Origin of the sequence: Limnomicrobium aquaticum (genome assembly GCF_040545545.1) — a bacterium.
In the GTDB taxonomy this organism is placed as follows: domain Bacteria; phylum Pseudomonadota; class Alphaproteobacteria; order Rhizobiales; family Rhizobiaceae; genus Ensifer_A; species Ensifer_A aquaticum.
Window position 1 is genome coordinate 381,554 of the sequence record NZ_JBEPMB010000003.1, and the last position, 19,053, is coordinate 400,606.

A 19,053-nucleotide genomic window follows, 5' to 3' on the forward strand; every position below is an offset into this window, starting at 1 on the left:
TGCACTTTGGCAAAATGTACAGGCCAGACGAAATACGGCACCGGAAGACGCCGTTTCAGGGTTACCGCGCGCCCGCGAAGTCAGAGGCTCCTGAGCGCTGCCTCGCTCGTCCGGTCGAAGAGATAGACATGGGCCGGATTGATCTGCACGTCGAGGATTTTCGCGGTCAGGATCGCGCGGCTCATGTTGGCGGCCACCGTCAGCATGGGCTCGGTTTCGGTGACGACATAGGTCATCGAGCCTGTCTGTTCGACGAGCGAGACGGGCAGGCGCAGGGTGTTGCCAGTCGCGGTGTCGGAAACAACGTTCAGGTGTTCGGGGCGTAAGCCAACGGTTACTGCTTCACCGGCGGGGCGGTGGCCGGAGAAGGAAAGTGTCGGGTCGCCGGGCAGGGCGAGGCGGACGCTGTTCCCGGTTTCGGTGACGATGCCGTCGATGAAATTCATCGCCGGCGAGCCGATGAAGCCTGCGACGAAGCGATTGACGGGGCGGTCGTAGAGGTCGAGCGGCGCGCCCTGCTGCTCGATCACGCCCGCGCGCATGACGACGACATGGTCGGCCATGGTCATGGCTTCGATCTGGTCATGCGTCACATAGACGGAGGTCGCGCCAAGGCTGTTATGCAGCTTGCGCACTTCGGCGCGCATGTGGACACGCAGCGCCGCATCGAGGTTCGACAGCGGCTCGTCGAAGAGGAAGGCTTTTGGGTTGCGGATGATGGCGCGGCCCATGGCGACACGCTGACGCTGGCCGCCGGAGAGTTCGCGCGGATAGCGGTCGAGCAAGGGGCCAAGGCCGGTGATGGCCGCGATCTCCTCGGCCTTGCGGCGGGCCTCTGCTCGTCCTACGCCCTTCAGCCGGAGCGAATAGGTGAGGTTCTTTTCGACCGTCATATGCGGGTAGAGCGCATAGGACTGGAACACCATCGCGATGTCGCGCAGGCGCGGCGGCTGGCGGGTGATGTCCTCGCCCTTGATGCGGATCGCGCCGCTGCTGATCGTCTCCAGACCCGCAATGGTGCGCAGGAGCGTGGACTTGCCGCAGCCCGACGGGCCGACAAGCGCCACGAACTGGCCCTTCGGGATGGCGATGTCGATCCCGCGCAGGGCGTGATAGCCGCCGTAATATTTCTGGATGCCGGACAATTCGATCTGCAGGGTCATTTGAGCGCTCCGGAAGTCAGGCCGCTGACGATGCGGCGCTGAAGCAGGACGAAGATAATGAGGATGGGCGTCACATAGATCGCCGCGAAGGTCATGATGCCGGTCCAGTCCGACGCATTCGGCCCGACGAAGAATTGCAGGCCAACGGTCGCGGGCTGATAGGCACGATCGGTGATGAGCGAGCGGGAATAGACATATTCGCCCAGCGCCTGCAGGAAGATCAGGATCGCCGAGACAAGGATGCCGTTGCGCGCCAGCGGTACGGAAATCGACAGGAACGCGCCGATGCGGCTGTTGCCGTCGACGAGCGCCGCCTCCTCCAGCTCGCGCGGCACCTGCGTGAAGGCGGCGCGCACCAGCACGATATAGAGCGGCAGCTTGTTGGCGGCAGTTGCGAGGATGGTGCCAGTACGCGGCCAGGAGAGAAGCCCCAACTGGCTGAAGGCGACGAAGATCGGCGTGATCAGCAGCGAGGGCGGCAAGACCTGCAGCATCAACACCATGAACAGCGCTACATCCATCCAGACCGAACGCACACGGGCCAGCCCATAGGCGCAGCCCGTGCCGAAGAGCACGACAAGGGTGACGGTGCCGCAGGCAATGATCAGCGAGTTCTGAATGAAGGAGCCCATGCCCATGTCATTCCACACGCGGGCGACCTTGAGTTCCGCATGATGCGGCCAGAGTGTGGGCGGATTGGCGAAGGTCTCGGTATTCGTCTTCAGCGCGGTGACATACATCCAGTAAAGCGGGAAGAGATAGATCGCGACGAGCAGAACCGCGATGGCCAGCAGCAGCCAGCGTTTCCAGGGGGTGCTAGACAACATGTTCGTGCCTCGTCGAGCGGACATAAGCGGTGGCGACGAAGATCACCACGATGATCATGAAGACCGAGACGACCGAGCCATGGCCGATACGGTATTCGCGAAAGGCGAGCTCCCAGGACCAGTATTGCAGAACGTTGGAGGCGTTCGACGGCCCGCCCTGCGTCAGGGCGGCAAAGAGGTCGAATTGCTGGAGCGTGAAGATGATGCCGAGCGAGATGACGGCGCCGAGCTGCGCCCGCATCATCGGCAGGGTGATGGTGAAGAAGCGCTGCAGCCGGGTCGCGCCGTCGAGTTCCGCCGCCTCGTATACGTCTGCGGGGATGGCGGCGAGCCCGACTGAGAGCAGGATCATGTTGAAGGGCACGCCGAGCCAGATATTGGCGATGATCACCGAATAGATCGAGATGGACGGATCGGAGAGCCAGAAGATCTTCTGCTGTGTCAGGCCCAGCGACTGGATGAGCCAGTTGACCACGCCGAAATCGCCGGCAAGCAGCCAGCCCCAGATCGCCCCGACGACGAGACCCGGCATGATCCAGCCGGCCAGAAACAGGCCGCGCAGCCAGGTTGCGCCCGGAAAATCGAGGCGGAAGAAGAGGGCGAGCGCAAGGCCGATGCCGAGCTGGAAGGCGACCGACAGGCCGACGAACAGGATGGTGTTGCGCACCACTGGCCAGAACAGCGGATCGCCCACAATATCGCGATAGTTTTCGAGCCCGACAAAGGGGCGGTCGAAGGTGGCGATGGTGAAGAGATCGACGCTCTGGAAGGAAATGACCAGATTGTAGATCAGCGGGAAGGCCGAGAAGGCGACGAGATAGGCAAGCGCCAGCAGCACGAGCACGCTGTCAAAGCCGCCGCCATCGCGGAAAACACGATTGAACCGTAACACTGCGCCCTCCCGGCATGCGTGGATTCCAGATGAGCATCTTATTAGCGATGTCTCAACTGGCCGCGGGCAGGAGGACGCCCGCCCGCGGCCGTTTCACAAGGCAATCGACGTCAGGCCTTATTTGCCGAGAACCCCGTCGATGGACTTCTGGGCCGCCGCCAACGCATTTTCCGGGGAGGATTGGCCGGTCAGCGTGGTCTGGATGGCCGTCTGGATCGCCTTGGAGACCTTGGCCCAATCCGGGCTCGGCCCGCGATTGCGCGCGAACTTCATGGACTCGTTGAATATCTCGTAAGCCTGCGGATAGTTCGGCTTGTCAACCTTCACCGGATAGGCCGGCATATAGCCGAATTCGTTCCATGCGCGCGGCATCTGCTCGTACATATATTCGACGAACTTGAAGGCTTCCTTCGGGTGCTTGGAGTTGGCAACGATCACGTTGTCGCCTTCACCCAGCGCCGAGGCGCGGGGTGCGCCTTCCTTCGGCACGGGCAGGAGTGCTACGCGATAGTCGAACTTCGCATCCTTGCTCATGCGCGGCAGTTCCCAGGGGCCGGAAATGTCCATGGCGGCATTGCCGGCGTTGAACGTGCCGGTGGAGTCCCACTGTCCGCGGATCAGCGTGTCCTTGGAGGCGAGACCCTCGTCGATGAACTTCTTCCAGAGCGTCAGCGCCTCGACACCGCCCGGCACATTGACCTTGTTATAGTCGCCACCTGCCATCTGCAGCCAGGGCAGGAACTGGAACGTGCCTTCTTCCGAGGCCGTTGCCGAGAAGGCCAGACCATAGACGCCCTTGTCCTTGTTGGTCAGTTTCTTGGCGGCCGCGTAAAGCTCGTCCCAGGTTTTCGGCGGCTTGGCCGGATCGAGGCCTGCGGCCTTGAACAGGTCGGCGTTATAGTAGAGCGCGATCGTGTTGGCGCCGCGCGGAACGCCGTAGACGCCACCCTTGTAGCTGACGGACGCCAGCGGGCCGGGAAAGATCGTGTCGAGCTTGATGACGGTGCTCTTGTCGATCATCGGCTTCATGTCGAGCAGCAGCTTGCGCGAGGCAAAGAGTGCGACGTCCGGGTTGTCGATGTAGGTCACGTCCGGCGCTTCGCCGGTCGCCATGGCCTTCGCCAGCTCGTTGACCATGTCCGGGAACTGGACCGAGCGGACATTGACCTTGATATCCGGGTTCTTGGCCGAGAATTCCTCGGCCATCTTGTAGTGATATTCGCCGGGCCGGTCGACGGTCCAGAGATTGATGGTGACAGGCTCCGCCCATGCGGGCGTCGAGAGCGTTACAAGCGCGACCGCGCCCATCAGCTTTGCAATAGTCATGATACTCCTCCTTTGATCATGATGACGATGTTGCCGGTCTACCGGCGTCTCCTCCTCACAAAAGCGACGGGTCGCCGCCTTCATATTGCGCCGTGATGTCGACGAAGTCGCCGCCGCGGCAATCTTTCAGGTAGTTGAGCGCACGCACCTGGCCGGTCATTTCCAGCGCATCGCGATAGACCGGATCGTGCCAGCCCTCGATATCGATGGCGCCGGAATAGCCGCCCAGACGAAGCTCGCTGATGATGTCCGTCCAGTTGCTGTCGCCGAAGCCCGGCGTGCGCATGAAGACGAAGGGATGCTTGCCGAAAATGCCGTGCTCGCGCACCACATCCCAGCGCACGGTGGCGTCCTTGCCGTGAACGTGGAAGATTTTGCTTGCCCATTTGCGGATCTGCGGCAGCGGGTCGATGAGATAGACGAGCTGGTGGCAGGGCTCCCATTCGAGGCCGAGATTGTCGTCCGGCGTTTCGTTGAACATCAGCTCCCAGGCATCCGGATTATGCGCGATGTTCCAGTCGCCGGTCTGCCAGTTGCCGTCCATGGCGCAGTTCTCAAACGCGATCTTCACGCCCTTGTCGGCGGCCCGCTTTGCCAGTTCGCTCCAGATTTCGCGGTAGCGCGGCAGGCTGTCGGTCAGCGGCTTGTTACGGACGCGGCCGGTGAAACCGGCAACGCAGGTCGCGCCGAAGTGGTGGGCATTGTCGATGCAATCCTTCCAGCCCTGCAGCGTTTCCAGGTCCAGCTTGTCGCCTTCCAGCGGATTGCCGAACATGCCGAGCGTCGAGATGGTGATATCGCGGTCGCCGATTGCTTCCACGCAGCGCTTGCCGAGATCCGCAAGGTTCTGCCCGTTGGTGGTCTGCCAGAAAAAGGGCTCGAAGCTTTCAAAGCCGAGATCGGCAATCTGGCCGATGCGCTCGGCGGCCTGTCCGCCATGGGCGGCGACCATGGTTCCGATGCGGATCGCTTTTGCGGGATTGGTCATGGGAGGTTCCTCTTTCAAGTCAAATCGACGCGGCGCTTTTCGCCTGCGTTGGCGCTCTCGATGGCCGCGGCGACCATGGCGAGGCTCTGGATATTGTCGGAGCCGACGGTGAGCGGGGTAGCGCCGTTCAGGACCGAGCGGACGAAGTCGGCAATCACGCCGCCGTGGCCCTCGATCAGCGGCTCGCCGAGCGGCGGGACTTCAATGGCTTCGAGCGGCCGGAAGAAGCCTTCATCGCCGGCGACGACATGGGCCTCGAAGCCCTCATTGCCGTCCCAGAGCAGCGTGCCCTTCGTGCCGATGATCCTCCAAGTGGCTTCCCAGGCCGTATTCGCCCCTTCCGCGCACCACGAGCCGCGATAGGTCATGGCCACGCCATCCTCGAAGTCGAACAGCGCGTCCGCTGCCGCGCCATGCGCATACCAGGAACCCTTGGGATTGGTTTCGCGGCAATAGACGGAGACTGGCTTGCGGGCGATGAGATAGCGGGCGGCATCGAATGTGTGGATCGCCATGTCGAGCAGCAGAACATGGTCCATCGCGTCGCGGAAGCCGCCGAAATGGGCGCCGATGAAGAAGTCGACATGCACTGCGGTGAGCTCGCCGAGCGTCCCGGTCTCGATCAGCGCCTTGACGCGGCGGATGCCGGCAAGGAAGCGGCGATTCTGGATGACGGCGTGGACCTTGCCGGACTTTTCCGCAAGCTCGACCAGTGCCTTGGCTTCGGGAAGCGTGTTCGCCATCGGCTTTTCGGAAAGAACATTGCAGCCGGCTGCAAGACCGGCCTCGACAACTGCGAAGCGGGCCGGGGGAACGACGAGATCGAAGAGCAGATCGGGCTTCAGCTGAGTCAGCATGTCGGGAAGATCGTCGCTGATGGAAATGCCATCGAGCCCATGCTTTTCGGCGCGGCGCACGGCCACTTGCGGGTCGAGATCGACCATGCCGACGAGGCGCACATTGTCCTTCAGAAAGGGAATTTCACGAAGTGCTACGAGCCATCCATCGGACATAGCTCCGCACCCCGCCATGACGGCGGTCAGCATACCAGATCTCCTCCCAGAACGCCGCGCTTCCTCCGTCGCGGTCGTCTCGTAAACGTTTACGAAAGTTGCCATGGGTCTAGAGACGTGTCAAGAAAATCTTGGAAACGTTTACGAGGCACGCGTTATGAACATCCGTCGGCTGGCCGACCATCTCAATATTTCCATCGGAACGGTGTCACGTGCGCTCAACAACCGCCCCGGCGTTCACCCGGAAACACTTGAAAAGGTTCTCAAAGCAGCCACCGAACTTGGCTATGTCGCCAACCAGTCGGGGCGCTCGCTCCGGCGCGGGGCAACGAACACGATCGGCTTCGTCATCGAGACGGGCCATCCCGCGCATCAGGCCGGCGACCAGTTCTTCTATGTCGTGCTCGATGCGATGAACCTCTATCTCGCCGAACAGCGCTACGATCTGGTGATCCTGCCCTGCCATTCGGCGGACGATCCGGTCGAGTTCCTGTCGCGTGTCATCGCGCGCGGCATCGTCGATGCGCTGGTGATGACCGCCACGCGCCGCGTCGATCACCGCATCGCGCAACTGGCGAAGTCGAAACTCCCTTTCATGACGCTCGGCCGCAGCGAGACGCCGGGCAATTATTCCTGGATCGACCTTGATTTCGAGGGCGTGGCGCGCCGCTCGGTGCAGGAGGCCGTGAAGCTCGGCCACCGGCGCATCGCCGTCGGTTTGCCGGATAACGATGTCGCGCTCGGCTATCACTATAAGGCCGGTTATCTGAAGGGCCTGGCGGAGGCGGGTATCCCGGTGGATGAGAGCCTGCTCATCCGCGTGCCGACCAGCGAACTCGGCGGCTTCAGCCTCGGCAAGCAGGTGGCTGGCATGGCGGGCCAGCCGACGGCGCTGCTGCTCTGCTCCGAAGTGACGGCCGCCGGCGTCTATGCGGCCTTCGCAGAAATGGGGATTGAGGCCGGCAGGGATATTTCTGTCGTTGCCTTCCGCGAAAACCCGCTGATGCGCTTTCTCAATCCTGCGCCCGCCTGTTTCCGGCTCGACCTCGATGCGCTCGGCACGCGGCTGGGTGAAACGGTGCTCGATCTTCTGTCGCCTGACGAGGAGATCGGCCGCCGCCGGGGCGAGATCGTGCCGCTGACTTTCGTGCAGGGCAAGTCGCTTCAGCCGCCGCGCAATCCCGCGTGAGCCCGACAAATTAGCCTTGTCGTCACCAGCGAGCTTGACGCCTTCCGATTATGTAATGTAATAACATTACGTAATGAAGCGACGGCGGTCGTGCTTGACAATTGTCCGGCGCGGCGCATAACTGGCGGTGACGGTTCCTGAAGGCCAAGCCGGAAGGATTAATAGGGAACATGGTGAGGACGACCCGAATGGGGCCGAAACCATGGCTGCCCCCGCAACTGTAAGCGGTGAGGCTCTGTCAACGATGCCACTGGCCTGAACAAGGCCGGGAAGGCAGATAGAGCTTTGGACCCGCAAGCCAGGAGACCTGCCGTCAAGACACGTAGCAACCGGACGGGGTGTGCCGGGAAGTGCTGATGACCATCGGGCGCGTTTTGGCGTTCTGATGGCCGATCATCCTTCTCCAGCGCCGATTGCCGAGAGATGAGATGACCTTGACTGCGCTCAAAGCCCAGGACCTGACCTTCCGCACCGCAAACGGCGCGTCGATTGTCGATTGCGTTTCACTCGACATCCGCAACGGCGATCGCCTGGCCATCATCGGCCCGAACGGGGCAGGCAAGACGACGCTGCTGAAACTGATGTGCGGCATGAGCCGCCCGTATGCCGGTTCCGTCGAGCTTGACGGCAAGCCGCTTCATGGTCTCAAACCCATCGATCGCGCCCGCCAGATTGCCGTCGTCGGCCAGGCCGACCAGCCGGACCGGCGCATTTCGGTTCGCGATTACGTCGCGCTCGGCCGCATTCCGCATGCGATGCGCAAGACGCGCGCGGAGGAGGCCGCGTTGATCGACGCGGCCATGGAACGCACAGGACTTTCAGCTCTCGCCAGGCGCGAAATGGGACTTCTCTCCGGCGGCGAGCGCCAGCGGGCGCAGATTGCCCGCGCGCTGGCGCAGGAGCCACGCTTTCTTTTCCTAGACGAGCCGACGAACCATCTCGACCCGCGTGCTCGCGGTGCGCTGCTGGCGCTGGTCGCGGAACTCGATCTGACGGTGGTTGCCGTTCTCCACGATCTCAATCTCGTGCCGGATTTCGCCACCCGCGTGGCCGTCATGCGCGACGGCCGGCTCGTCTCCTCGGACGAGAGCCTGTCGCGCGATCTGGTGCGCGAGGTCTTCGGTATCGATCTGCTGCGCCTGCCGCATCCGCATGAAAACCGCGAGCTGACGGTTTTCGACCTTTCCATGACCCATCACTGACCGAGAGAACCATCATGAGACGCCTGACCCTCGGCCTGCTGCTGTCGCTGGCCGCAAGCTCCGCCTTTGCCTTTCCTGTCACGGTCGATAGCTGCGGTAAGCCGCTGACCTTCGAGGCCGCCCCGAAGCGGGCCGTCATCAACGACATCAACATGTCCAAGATGGCCTTCGCGCTCGGCCTCCAGCCCGAAATCGTCGGCATCACCGGCGTGTCCGGCTGGTACAAGCTGGACGACGAATTCAAGAAGGAGCAAGGCTCGATCCCGGAGCTTGCGCCGAAATATCCGACGATGGAAAACATCCTCTCGGCCAATCCCGATTTCTTCTTCGCCGGCTGGTATTACGGCATGAAGCCAGGCGGCGAGGTGACGCCGGATACGCTGGCGGAGCACGGCATCAAGACACTGGTGCTGACGGAAAGCTGCGTCCATCTCGACAAGAACCGCCCCGCCGCCTCCATGGACCTCTTGTTCGGCGACATGGACAAGCTCGGCAAGATTTTCGGCAAGGAAGCCGAGGCTACGAAGCTGATTGACGGCTGGAAGGCGCAGCTGGCCGAGATCGGCGCCAAGGTCGGCAAGAATGCCGGCACGCGGGTCTTCCTCTACGATTCCGGAGAGGACAAGCCGTTCACGGCCGGCAAGTTTGCCATCCCGAGCGCCATGATCGAGGCCGCCGGTGGCACGAACATCATGGCCGACATGCAAACCAGCTGGGGCAATGCGGACTGGGAAACGGTCGCCGCGCGCAATCCGCAATTCCTCGTCCTCCTCGATTACCAGGATGGCGCCGGCTACAAGAAGCTGCTGGATTTCCTGAAAAACCATCCGGCGATGAAGGAAACCGACGCGGTGAAGAACAATCGTTTCGTCGCACTCCGCTATGAAGAGCTGACGCCCGGCCCGGACAACGTCAAGGCCATCGACAAGATCGCCCGCGCGCTGCATCCGGAAGCGTTCTGAACGTGACCACTCGGTTTGTCTTTGGCGTGATGGCGGCAATCCTCGCTGTCGTCATCCTCGCCTGCATTTCGGTCGCCTATGGATCGACGGTGATCCCGCTGGATCAGGTCGCCGGCGCGATAGCCCGCGCCATGGGGCTGAGCCACGCCAGCGTGCCAACCCCAATTGACCGCATCATCGTCGACCTCCGCCTGCCGCGCGCGCTGGTGGCGATTGCAGTTGGAGCGGGGCTCGCGGTCATCGGCCTGCTTCTCCAGACGATCACACGCAACGATCTCGCCGATCCGTTCCTCTTCGGTCTCTCTGCGGGGGCGGCGGCGGGGGCCGTTGCGGTCATCACCCGTGTTGGCGACCAGCTCGGCGTCTTCACCCTGCCGATTGCGGCCTTCACCGGCGGCATGTGCGCGACCGGGGCGGTGCTCTTTTTGTTGCGTCGTACGGAGGGGCAAGGGAATGAGCGGCTGGTGCTGGCCGGGCTTGCCGTGTCGTTCCTCTTCACGGCGGTCACCAATTATCTCGTCTTTTCCGGCGACCAGCGCGCTGCCCATTCAGTGCTCTTCTGGACTATGGGCGGACTGGGGTTGTCGAGCTGGCACAATATCGGCATCGGTCTTGCCGGCGCCGGGCTGGTGCTGGCCTATACGCTGGCGCGCCACCGGCAACTCGATGCGCTATTGGGCGGCGCCGAAACGGCGGAAAGCCTCGGCGTGCCGGTGAAGCGCCTGCGCAACGTCACCTTTCTGATCGCCAGCTTCTCGACGGCGCTGCTTGTCTCGATCACCGGAGTGATCGGCTTCATCGGCCTCATGGTGCCGCATATCGCGCGCACCTTTGCCGGGCCGCTGCATGCGCGGCTGGCGATTGTTTGCAGCCTGATCGGGGCTGAGCTGATGCTCGGCAGCGATCTGCTGGCGCGCACGCTTCTGCCGCCGCAGGAACTGCCGGTGGGCGTGGTGACAAGTTCCATCGGGGCGTTTTTCGTGATTGCCATGCTGATGCATGGGAAGCGTTGAGCGCCGGATAATCATTACAAAGCAAGCGTTTCGGGTGCGGCAGCCCCCTCATCCGACCCTTCGGGCCACCTTCTCCCCGATGGGGAGAAGAGGGAATATGCCGCGGCGCTCTCGGGCATCCTCGCCCCATCGGGGAGAGGTCCGCCGAGCAAAGCGGAGGCGGGGTGAGGGGGTGCCGCGAGCGCTGAGAAACAAGCTGGGCATCGCGCCGCAGCGCCTGAACTCTCATCCGCTATCTTCCGTCAGCGTCTCATTTCGCCGACTGGATTGCCTGCCATATCCGCTGCGGCGTCGTTGGCATTTCGATATGGCCGATGCCGTAGGCGCGGTAGAGCGCGTCAGTGACGGCATTCAGCGCCGCCGGTGTTGCGCCGATCGTGCCGGCTTCACCGGCGCCCTTGATCCCGAGCGGGTTGATGGTGGAGGGCACATGCGCGCCGTTCCAGTCGAACATCGGCAGGTTGTCGGCGCGCGGCATGGCATAATCCATGAAGCTTGCCGTGAGCAGCTGGCCATCCTCGGCATAGACCGCGCCTTCCGTCAGCGCCTGACCGATGCCCTGCACGATGCCGCCATGAACCTGGCCCTGGAGCAGGATCGGGTTCACCACGACGCCGAAATCGTCCATCACCGTATAGCCGACAATCTCCAGCGCGCCCGTTTCCGGGTCGATCTCGACCTCGCAGATATGCGTGCCATTCGGATATGTGCATTCTTCAGCCGTGAACTCACCAAGCCCCTTAAGGTCTTCCGGCTGCTTCGCCTTGCCGGCGAGCGTCGCAAAATCCACCTGCCGGTCGGTGCCTGCGATGCGGGCGATGCCGTCGTCGAACTCGATATCGGCTTCCGCCGCTTCCAGCTCTTCGGCCGCCATCTTGCGAATCTTCTTCGCCAGATCTTCGCCGGCCCGAGCCGCGGACACGCCGCCGAGCGGGATGGAGCGGGAACCGCCCGTGCCGCCGCCGGACGATAGCCGCGACGTGTCGCCCTGGCGGACCTTGATCTTCTCCGGCGGCAGGTTGAGCTTGTCGGAGACGAACTGCGTATAGGCCGTCAGGTGTCCCTGGCCGCCGGCCTGTGTGCCGATGTCGAGCGTCACCGTGCCGTCGGTTTCCAGCGTCAGATGCACCGGCTCGCCGCCGGGGAAGGCGCAGCATTCGATATAGGTGGCAAGGCCGATGCCGCGGATTTTGCCCTGCGACTTCGAGGCTTTGAGGCGTGTGTCGAAGTCAGCCCAGCCGGCCTTTTCCAGCGCCGCATTCAGGTGCTGTTCGAAATTGCCGACATCATAGGAGCGGCCGAGCACGGTCTTGTAGGGAAACTGCTCCGGCCGCACGAAATTGCGACGGCGGATTTCATCCGCAGCGAGGCCGAGGTCACGGGCGCACTGATCCGCGAGCTTTTCGAGAAGAAGGGCTGCCTCCGGGCGACCCGCGCCGCGATAGGCGTCGACCGGGCAGGCGTTGTCATAGTAGCAGGTGACGGCGATATCGACGGCGGGCAGATCGTATACGCCCGTCAGCATGGTCGCGCCGACATACGGAATATAAGGGCCGAATTGCGAGATATAGGCGCCGAAGCTTGCCTTGGTGCGCACACGCAGCGCCAGGAAGCGGCCGTTCTCGTCCATCGCCATTTCGGCGACCGAGAGATTGTCTCGGCCCTGGGCATCGGTCAGGAAATGCTCGGTGCGGTCGGCGGTCCATTTGACGGGGCGGCCAAGCTGGCGGGCGGCTTCCATGATCAGCGGATATTCGCGATAGACGAAGCTCTTGGGCCCGAAGGCGCCGCCGACGTCGAAGGTGAGCACGCGGATTTTCTCGGGCGCGATCTTGAAGATATCCTTCGCCAGAATGCCCTGGAAGCCATGCACGCCTTGCGTGCCGGTCGTCAGCACGAAGCCTTCATCGTCGCCCTTCCATTCGGCGACGCCGGAACGTGGCTCCATGTAGTTGCACACAAGACGGTTGTTGATGAATTCGATGCGGCTGACATGGGCGGCCTTTTCGAAGGCCGCTTGCGCTTTCGCGCGGTCACCCATGCGATAGGTGACGGCGGCGTTGGAAGGAAGGTCGGGCCAGACCTTCGGCGCACCCTCGGCCAGCGCTGCCTCCGCGCCGATCACGGCGTCGTCCATCTCGTAGTCGATGTCTATCAGCTCTGCGGCATCCTGCGCGAGTGCCCGGCTTTCGGCGACAATGAAGGCGACCGCATCGCCGACATAGCGCACGCGCTCGCGACAGAGGAGCGGAATGCCGTGTGGCACCGGCTTTTGGCCATCTTCGCCCGGCAGCAGCGCCTGCGGCGGCAGATCTGGCAAATGCGAGATGTCTTCCGCGGTGAGCACAAGATGCACGCCCGGCACCTCGCGCGCGGCCTCGACGGAATTGATCTTGAAGGTGCCACTGGCGACCGGGGAGCGCAGGACATAACCGTGGAGCACGCCTTCGAACTTCAGATCGTCGGTAAACCTGCCCTCGCCTTTCAGGAGTGCGTTGTCTTCAAGGCGCAGGACAGAGGCTCCCAAGCCGAATTTCGCGGTGTAGACGTTCATGTTTTCCTCCGGAATCAGGCAGGCGACGCACCAGGCGGTGCTGCTGTGTCAGGACGCGACGATGGTCATGCGCCCGGGAATAGCCGAGACGTCAATATCGGGGGCGAAATGGGCGTTTGTCAATCCGGGATTGGCCCGGGGCACCGTTTCTTCGGGCCCGTGGCCCTAGGTTGCAACTTTTCTTAAATATGCAGCATAACGTTAGCAATATCTCAACATATTACCCCAAGAAATAGGGAGCGAAACTTGGGGATACCCGGCTGTGATCGATCGCTATGTGCGACAGCCGGAACTCCGCTCGGCCACCCATCGCGAACGGGTGTGAAGGACGGCGATCCCTGCGGTATGGTCTTGAAGATCAAAGGGAATTTTCAGCATGTGTGCCGTTGTCGTCAGCAATCCGGTGACAGAGCTTATGCGCAGGCGAAAGGTGCCGCCGCTGCCGCGCAACTATGAATTGTTCTATGAGGCCGTGATAGGGTCCAATTCCCGCCTATCCTCCGAACTGGCGGCACTGGGTATCCAGCCGATGCAGGCGCAGCTTGACGCCCTCTTTGAGAAATATATGGGAGAGCTTCGCCGCAACCGGCAGATCGACAAGGCGCACAACAACCTGTCTGCGGAGCTTGCCGCTCTCTTGAACCTTCTGGGTCGGGAAAAGGAAGAACTGGAAAACCACGGCGCCTCCTTGACGGATCTGCGCAAGACGCTGGTTGCCAATGACGACAAGTCGCTGATGCAGGTTGCTCAAGCCATCGCAGATATCAAGACCGTCACGGAAAAGACCCTCGCGGCGAACGGAAATGTCATGGCCGAGGCAGAGAACAAGTCGGCTAGCCTGCAGGAAATGCGCCGGAAGCTAAACGAATACAAGCGCTTGGCCTATATCGACAGCTTGACGGGTCTCTTCAATCGTCGTGCCTTTGACGACCGAATTGCGTCCGCCTTTGCCAAGTACCGCAAACTCGGCGGCTGCGCGCTGATCCTTGCCGACATCGATCACTTCAAGCGGTTCAACGATACCTATGGCCATCCCGTGGGCGACAAGGTTCTCACGGCCGTCGGACAGTCGCTTGCCAAATTTGCCGGACGCAACATCTTCGTCGCCCGGCCCGGCGGTGAGGAATTCGCCCTGATTGCGGAAAACATGTCCGCGGAAGAAGCGGCCCGTCTGGCAGAACTGGTGCGTCAGGAAGTCGCCTCGATCAATTTCGAGATCAAGGGCGGCGGCAAGATCGATCCCGTGACGATCTCGTTGGGTGTCAGCATGGCCGATGACGCACTCGACGGCGTGGAGTTCTACCAGAATTCCGATATGGCGCTCTACGCTTCAAAAAGTGGCGGCAGAAACCGGACGACAGTGTTCTCTCTGGAGCTGCGCGGCGCGCTCAGCAACAACAGGGTCATGTACACGAAGGCGATCTGATCCGGTTAGAGCAATTCCAGCGAAAGTGGGGCCGGTTTTGCGTCCGGAATTGCGTAAAAACAAAGAGATAGGTCATCTCAGCGTTTCAAAGAAACTTTGAGACGATCTACGCCAGATTGGCCGAGGCGCTGGCTTCTTCAAGCTCGAGAATGCGCAGGAGATGGTCCCGCGCGCCCGTGTCGTCACCCGTTTCCACGGCGTGGGCAAGCGCGCGCTGCGTGAGGATGGAAGTCTCGTAGTAGGGCGACGTGCCGTCCGTGAATTCGCCCTTGGGCATGGCGGCGGCAAGCGTGAATTCGACCACCCCCAGCGCCGCCCGCATCAGCGGGTTCTGCGAGGCGGTCAGGAAGATCTGGTGCAGCTCCAGATTGGCGAGCGCGAAGCTTTCCGAGACACCGCGCGAAATGCTCATCTGCTGTACCCAGTAGTACATCGTGCGCACCTGATCCGCAGTGCGGTTACGGCAGGCGAGCCGCACCGCTTCGCCCTCGATCAGGCGACGGATCGAGAAAAAATGTGCGGTGAGGTTTGCATCGAACCCGCCCTCGAACAGCCAGAGCAGCACCTGCTGGTCGAAATAGGCCCATCGGTTCTTGGGCGCCACGCGGGTGCCGACCTTCGGCCGCGCCTCCACCATGCCCTTGGCTTCCAGCGTCTTCAGCGCTTCGCGCAACACGGTGCGCGAGACGCCGTACATGTCCATGAGTTCGGCATCCCGCGGCAGGATGGAGCCCGCGGGAAACTTGCCGGTCACGATGCCGAGTCCCAGTTCGTTGATGACGAAGGAGTGGAAATTCGGCGCAGCCGACCGCCCTGTTCGGGAGCGAATCAGGCTGCCGGGTTCACTCATGTTTCAATTTCCAAAACACCTTTGACCGCGAAGAGGACGCAGAGAAGACAAGCCGCTGCAGCACAATGAAGACGAACAACAGGCCACCTATTACTATCTTCGTCCACCAGCTTGAAAGGGTTCCATCGAAAATAATGTATGTTTGGACGAGACCCTGCAGCATGACGCCGATGAATGTTCCGGCAACGAAGCCATAGCCGCCGGTGAGCAGCGTTCCGCCAATGACGACGGCACCGATCGCGTCAAGCTCGACGCCGACGGCCGCCAGCGGATAGCCGGCGGAGGTGTAGAGCGAGAAGACGATGCCGGCGAGGCCGGAGAGTGTCGCAGACAACGTGTAGATGAGGATTGTCGTTCGTGCGACCGGCACGCCCATGAGAGCGGCCGAGACCGCATTGCCACCCAGCGCATAGACATTGGAGCCGAAGCGTGTGCGATGTGCCACCAGCGCGCCGACGATGAAGATGAAGATCATCAGCGCGCCGATGAGGCTGAGCCGCCCGCCGCCTGGCATCAGCCAGTAGGTCGAGGTCACCTTGGAATAGAACTCATGCGTGACGGGAATGGAATCCTGCGTGATGACGGATGCGGCACCTCTGGCGAGGAACATGCCGGCCAGCGTGACGATGAAGGGGGGCACTTCCAGATAGTGGATGGCAGCTCCCATCGCTGCGCCGAAAGCGGCTGCGACGACAAGAGCGATGGCGAAGGCGGCAAGCGGATGCATTCCCAGCCAGCCGATCAGCACGGCGACCAGGACGCCCGTGAAGCCGATCACGGCGCCGACCGAAAGATCGATCCCGCCCGAGATGATGACGAAGGTCATGCCGACGGCGGTGATGCCGAGGAAGGCATTGTCGGTCAGGAAGTTGCCCAGCACGCGCGTGGAGAACATGCCCGGAAACTGGAAGATGCTGGCCGCATAGGCGAGCGCGAAAATGACGGCGGTGGCCGCCAGCGGACGGAGACTGCGGTTCATGATGCTTTCCTGGCAAGCGCGCGTGCGTTCTTGCGCGATTCAATGAAGCGGGTGGCGAGCGGCGACTGCATGGTGAAAATCAGGATGATCACGCCCGCCTTGACCACGAGGTTGAATTCGGGCGGGAAACCCGAGACCAGAATGCCGGTGTTCATCGCCTGGATGATGATGGCACCCAGCACCGAGAGGGCAATCGAGAAGCGCCCGCCGAGAAGCGAGGTGCCGCCGATGACGACTGCGAGGATTGCGTCGAGCTCGAGCCAGAGGCCCGCATTGTTGGCGTCCGCCCCCTTGATGTCGCCCGCGACGATGAGGCCGGAAATCGCGGCGCAAAATCCGGAGAAGCCGTAGACCGCAACGAGCAGAAGGCCCGAGCGAATACCGGCAAGGCTTGCCGCCGCGCGGTTCACGCCGACGGATTCGATGAAGAGGCCCACTGCGCTGGAGCGGACGACGAAGACGCTTAGGACAAGGAGAACAATGGCGATGACCACCGGCATTGGCAGGCCCGCGAACGAGCCCGTGCCGATATAAATCAGCAGCGGATCTGCGAAGGTGACGATGGAGCCGGCGGTGATCAGCTGCGCGATCCCGCGTCCGGCGACCATGAGCACAAGTGTGGCGATGATCGGCTGGATTTCCAGGAAGGCGACCAGGATGCCGTTCCAGACGCCGCAGACGATGCCGACGGCAAGGGCTGCAAGAACCGCAAGATAAGCCGGATAACCATCCGTGACCAGCGTGGCCGCAACCGCGCCGGAAATCGCCATGACCGCGCCGACCGAGAGATCGACGCCCTTGGTGGCGATGACGGCGGACATGCCTATGGCGAGGATGGCGACGGGGACGCCGCGGTTGAGAACGTCGATCAGACTGCCGAACAGCCGGCCATCCTGCCATGTGACGTTGAAGAAGCCGGGAAACAGGATCCAGTTGACGAGCAGCACGACAACGAGCGCGATCGACTGCGGATTGATGAGCGGGGTGAGTCTCTTCATTTTCATGCGCTCGCTCCCTCGAGGACAAGCGTTTCGTGCTGGGCGGCAATCGCCTGGACGATGACCGACGGATTGATGTTGTCGCCGGTCAGTTCCGCCACCATTTCACGGTCGCGCATCACGACGATGCGGGACGAATAGGCGACGATTTCGTCAAGCTCGGAGGAGATGACGAGGAGGGCGAGGCCTTCCTCGCGCAGCCGGTTGATGGTGCGGACGATTTCCGCGTGCGCGCCGACATCGATGCCGCGCGTCGGCTCGTCCAGAATGAGGAATTGTGGATCGGTCGCCAGCCAGCGGGCGAGGATCACCTTCTGCTGGTTGCCGCCGGACAAGAGCTTCACCGGCATGTCGAGCGAGGCGGCGCGGATGTCGAGATCCTCGGCAAACTTGCCGGCAATTTCCATCTGTTCGTCGCGGTTCAGCGCCTTGAACCAGCCGAGCTTGCCCTGCAGCGCGATCACGATGTTTTCACGCACGGACAGGTCGCCCAGAATGCCCTCGATCTTGCGGTCTTCCGGGCAGAAGCCGAAACCGTGCGCGATGGCCTGCGCCGGGGAACCGAGCGAAACCGGCTTGTCGCCGATGCGGATTTCGCCCGCGTCGCATTGGTCGGCGCCGAACATCAGGCGCGCCATTTCCGTGCGGCCGGAACCGAGAAGACCGGCAACGCCGACGACCTCGCCGCGGCGGATCCTGAGCGAGAAGGGACGGATCTTGCCAGCCTTGCCGCATTCGCGGAATTCGACCAGCGCCGGCCCTGCCGCGCGCTCCTCTATGCCGGTGACGGCCGGGGCAAAGGTGATGTCCTTGCCGAGCATCATGCGCACGACATCGGTGCGGGAGAGACCGGAAAGCGGCTCCGTGCCGATCAGGCGGCCGTTGCGCAGGATCGTGACTCGATCCGAAATCGCGAAGACCTGGTCGAGGAAGTGGGTAATGAAGACAATGGCCATGCCGCGCTGCTTCAGCTGGGTGACCACTTCGAACAGCTTCTCGACCTCGAGCTTGTCAAGGCTGGCAGTCGGCTCGTCGAGAACGAGAACCTTGCCGGAGAGTTCGACGGCGCGGGCAATCGCCACGATCTGCTGGACAGCGACGGAATAGGTGCCAAGCTCGGCCTGCACATCGATGTCGAGGCCATAGCGCAAGAGAAGCTCGCGGGCGTTCTTTTCGATCAGCGACCTGCGCACGAAGCCGAAGCGTGTCGGCTGGCGGCCGAGGAAGAGGTTTTCAGCAACGGAGCGGTTCGGCAGGAGGTTGACCTCCTGGTAGACCGTGCCGATGCCATGCGATTGTGCGTGTAGCGGGTCGGCGAAATGCACCGGCGCGCCGTCGAGCAGAACTTCGCCGCCATCAGGCTGGTAGGCGCCGGTGAGGATCTTGATAAGCGTCGATTTGCCTGCGCCGTTTTCGCCGAGCAGCGCATGGACTTCGCCGCGTCTCAGGCCGAAATTGACGCCATCCAGCGCCCGGCTCTGGCCGAATATCTTGATGACGCCACGCGCCTCCAGCACGAACGGATTGTCGGTTCCCTGATCGACCATCGTCGCCCCTCCCATTTTGTTATGATCTTTGACCTTGTCTGGTCCGAAGACAAGAACGTTCCGCCGGATGGTCCGGCGGAACGCCTTTCAGCCATGCAAGCCATGGCTTTTCGGGTTACTCCGG

At 62.4% G+C, this 19,053-nt stretch carries 16 protein-coding genes and 1 riboswitch; of the genes, 5 read left to right on the forward strand and 11 right to left on the reverse strand.

Annotated elements, in window-relative coordinates; translation table 11 throughout:
- Window positions 1-80: 80 nt before the first annotated feature.
- From ABID16_RS13375 to ABID16_RS13400, 6 genes are all read right to left on the reverse strand, one after another.
- Window positions 81-1,163, reverse strand: coding sequence for an ABC transporter ATP-binding protein (locus tag ABID16_RS13375; RefSeq protein WP_354556842.1), 1,083 nt, complete (start codon window positions 1,161-1,163; stop codon window positions 81-83).
- Entirely contained in the window at window positions 1,160-1,990 is an 831-nt protein-coding gene (locus ABID16_RS13380) for a carbohydrate ABC transporter permease (RefSeq protein WP_354556843.1), read from the reverse strand. The genes ABID16_RS13375 and ABID16_RS13380 overlap by 4 nt, the downstream gene beginning before the upstream one ends.
- The gene (locus ABID16_RS13385; RefSeq protein ID WP_354556844.1) at window positions 1,980-2,882 is read right to left on the reverse strand and encodes a carbohydrate ABC transporter permease; all 903 of its coding nucleotides are present in this window, start codon (window positions 2,880-2,882) and stop codon (window positions 1,980-1,982) included. The genes ABID16_RS13380 and ABID16_RS13385 overlap by 11 nt, the downstream gene beginning before the upstream one ends.
- A gap of 117 nt (window positions 2,883-2,999) precedes the next feature.
- On the reverse strand, window positions 3,000-4,208 hold the full coding sequence (locus tag ABID16_RS13390; protein ID WP_354556845.1) for an ABC transporter substrate-binding protein: 1,209 nt from the start codon (window positions 4,206-4,208) through the stop codon (window positions 3,000-3,002).
- A 55-nt stretch (window positions 4,209-4,263) separates the two neighbouring features.
- On the reverse strand, window positions 4,264-5,196 hold the full coding sequence (locus ABID16_RS13395) for a sugar phosphate isomerase/epimerase family protein (RefSeq protein ID WP_354556846.1): 933 nt from the start codon (window positions 5,194-5,196) through the stop codon (window positions 4,264-4,266).
- Window positions 5,197-5,210: 14 nt separating this feature from the next.
- Entirely contained in the window at window positions 5,211-6,242 is a 1,032-nt protein-coding gene (locus tag ABID16_RS13400) for a Gfo/Idh/MocA family protein (protein ID WP_354556847.1), read from the reverse strand.
- Window positions 6,243-6,366: 124 nt separating this feature from the next.
- On the opposite strand from ABID16_RS13400, the gene ABID16_RS13405 reads away from it, so the two are divergent.
- The 4 genes from ABID16_RS13405 to ABID16_RS13420 all read left to right on the forward strand — a co-directional run bounded on the left by ABID16_RS13405 (window position 6,367) and on the right by ABID16_RS13420 (window position 10,575).
- A complete protein-coding gene (locus tag ABID16_RS13405) occupies window positions 6,367-7,398 on the forward strand; it encodes a substrate-binding domain-containing protein (protein ID WP_354556848.1) in 1,032 nt (343 codons plus the stop codon).
- Window positions 7,399-7,512: 114 nt separating this feature from the next.
- Window positions 7,513-7,727, forward strand: a riboswitch (cobalamin riboswitch).
- A gap of 99 nt (window positions 7,728-7,826) precedes the next feature.
- Window positions 7,827-8,600 carry an ABC transporter ATP-binding protein gene (locus tag ABID16_RS13410; RefSeq protein WP_354556849.1) on the forward strand — a complete coding sequence of 258 codons (774 nt, stop codon included), beginning with the start codon at window positions 7,827-7,829 and terminating at the stop codon, window positions 8,598-8,600.
- A gap of 14 nt (window positions 8,601-8,614) precedes the next feature.
- On the forward strand, window positions 8,615-9,562 hold the full coding sequence (locus tag ABID16_RS13415) for an ABC transporter substrate-binding protein (RefSeq protein WP_354556850.1): 948 nt from the start codon (window positions 8,615-8,617) through the stop codon (window positions 9,560-9,562).
- Between the two features lie 29 nt (window positions 9,563-9,591).
- On the forward strand, window positions 9,592-10,575 hold the full coding sequence (locus tag ABID16_RS13420; RefSeq protein WP_354556891.1) for a FecCD family ABC transporter permease: 984 nt from the start codon (window positions 9,592-9,594) through the stop codon (window positions 10,573-10,575).
- Window positions 10,576-10,825: 250 nt separating this feature from the next.
- Here the strand turns inward: ABID16_RS13420 and ABID16_RS13425 are convergent, their stop codons facing one another.
- A complete protein-coding gene (locus ABID16_RS13425) occupies window positions 10,826-13,129 on the reverse strand; it encodes a xanthine dehydrogenase family protein molybdopterin-binding subunit (RefSeq protein ID WP_354556851.1) in 2,304 nt (767 codons plus the stop codon).
- A gap of 376 nt (window positions 13,130-13,505) precedes the next feature.
- Here ABID16_RS13425 and ABID16_RS13430 point away from each other — a divergent pair, with 376 nt between their 5' ends.
- A complete protein-coding gene (locus tag ABID16_RS13430; protein ID WP_354556852.1) occupies window positions 13,506-14,555 on the forward strand; it encodes a GGDEF domain-containing protein in 1,050 nt (349 codons plus the stop codon).
- A gap of 106 nt (window positions 14,556-14,661) precedes the next feature.
- On the opposite strand, the gene ABID16_RS13435 is transcribed toward ABID16_RS13430, so the two are convergent.
- The 4 genes from ABID16_RS13435 to ABID16_RS13450 are packed head-to-tail and all read right to left on the reverse strand — an operon-like array spanning window position 14,662 to window position 18,929.
- A complete protein-coding gene (locus tag ABID16_RS13435) occupies window positions 14,662-15,405 on the reverse strand; it encodes a FadR/GntR family transcriptional regulator (RefSeq protein ID WP_354556853.1) in 744 nt (247 codons plus the stop codon).
- Entirely contained in the window at window positions 15,398-16,384 is a 987-nt protein-coding gene (yjfF, locus tag ABID16_RS13440) for a galactofuranose ABC transporter, permease protein YjfF (RefSeq protein ID WP_354556854.1), read from the reverse strand. Before yjfF ends, ABID16_RS13435 begins: the two co-directional genes overlap by 8 nt.
- Window positions 16,381-17,388, reverse strand: a complete 1,008-nt coding sequence (locus ABID16_RS13445; RefSeq protein WP_354556855.1) for an ABC transporter permease — start codon at window positions 17,386-17,388, stop codon at window positions 16,381-16,383. The genes yjfF and ABID16_RS13445 overlap by 4 nt, the downstream gene beginning before the upstream one ends.
- Window positions 17,385-18,929 (reverse strand): sugar ABC transporter ATP-binding protein, encoded by a 1,545-nt coding sequence (locus ABID16_RS13450; protein WP_354556856.1) that lies wholly within the window; start codon window positions 18,927-18,929, stop codon window positions 17,385-17,387. The genes ABID16_RS13445 and ABID16_RS13450 overlap by 4 nt, the downstream gene beginning before the upstream one ends.
- Window positions 18,930-19,053 lie beyond the last annotated feature (124 nt).

What these genes read in the sequence shown, in the direction of transcription:
- ABID16_RS13435 (WP_354556853.1), bottom strand. Translation starts at nt 15,405, where the DNA reads ATGAGTGAACCCGGCAGCCTGATTCGCTCCCGAACAGGGCGGTCGGCT.
- ABID16_RS13390 (WP_354556845.1), bottom strand. Translation starts at nt 4,208, where the DNA reads ATGACTATTGCAAAGCTGATGGGCGCGGTCGCGCTTGTAACGCTCTCG.
- ABID16_RS13405 (WP_354556848.1), top strand. Translation starts at nt 6,367, where the DNA reads ATGAACATCCGTCGGCTGGCCGACCATCTCAATATTTCCATCGGAACG.
- ABID16_RS13415 (WP_354556850.1), top strand. Translation starts at nt 8,615, where the DNA reads ATGAGACGCCTGACCCTCGGCCTGCTGCTGTCGCTGGCCGCAAGCTCC.
- ABID16_RS13395 (WP_354556846.1), bottom strand. Translation starts at nt 5,196, where the DNA reads ATGACCAATCCCGCAAAAGCGATCCGCATCGGAACCATGGTCGCCGCC.
- ABID16_RS13400 (WP_354556847.1), bottom strand. Translation starts at nt 6,242, where the DNA reads ATGCTGACCGCCGTCATGGCGGGGTGCGGAGCTATGTCCGATGGATGG.
- ABID16_RS13430 (WP_354556852.1), top strand. Translation starts at nt 13,506, where the DNA reads ATGTGTGCCGTTGTCGTCAGCAATCCGGTGACAGAGCTTATGCGCAGG.
- ABID16_RS13420 (WP_354556891.1), top strand. Translation starts at nt 9,592, where the DNA reads ATGGCGGCAATCCTCGCTGTCGTCATCCTCGCCTGCATTTCGGTCGCC.
- ABID16_RS13375 (WP_354556842.1), bottom strand. Translation starts at nt 1,163, where the DNA reads ATGACCCTGCAGATCGAATTGTCCGGCATCCAGAAATATTACGGCGGC.
- ABID16_RS13425 (WP_354556851.1), bottom strand. Translation starts at nt 13,129, where the DNA reads ATGAACGTCTACACCGCGAAATTCGGCTTGGGAGCCTCTGTCCTGCGC.
- ABID16_RS13445 (WP_354556855.1), bottom strand. Translation starts at nt 17,388, where the DNA reads ATGAAAATGAAGAGACTCACCCCGCTCATCAATCCGCAGTCGATCGCG.
- ABID16_RS13380 (WP_354556843.1), bottom strand. Translation starts at nt 1,990, where the DNA reads ATGTTGTCTAGCACCCCCTGGAAACGCTGGCTGCTGCTGGCCATCGCG.
- yjfF (WP_354556854.1), bottom strand. Translation starts at nt 16,384, where the DNA reads ATGAACCGCAGTCTCCGTCCGCTGGCGGCCACCGCCGTCATTTTCGCG.
- ABID16_RS13450 (WP_354556856.1), bottom strand. Translation starts at nt 18,929, where the DNA reads ATGGTCGATCAGGGAACCGACAATCCGTTCGTGCTGGAGGCGCGTGGC.
- ABID16_RS13410 (WP_354556849.1), top strand. Translation starts at nt 7,827, where the DNA reads ATGACCTTGACTGCGCTCAAAGCCCAGGACCTGACCTTCCGCACCGCA.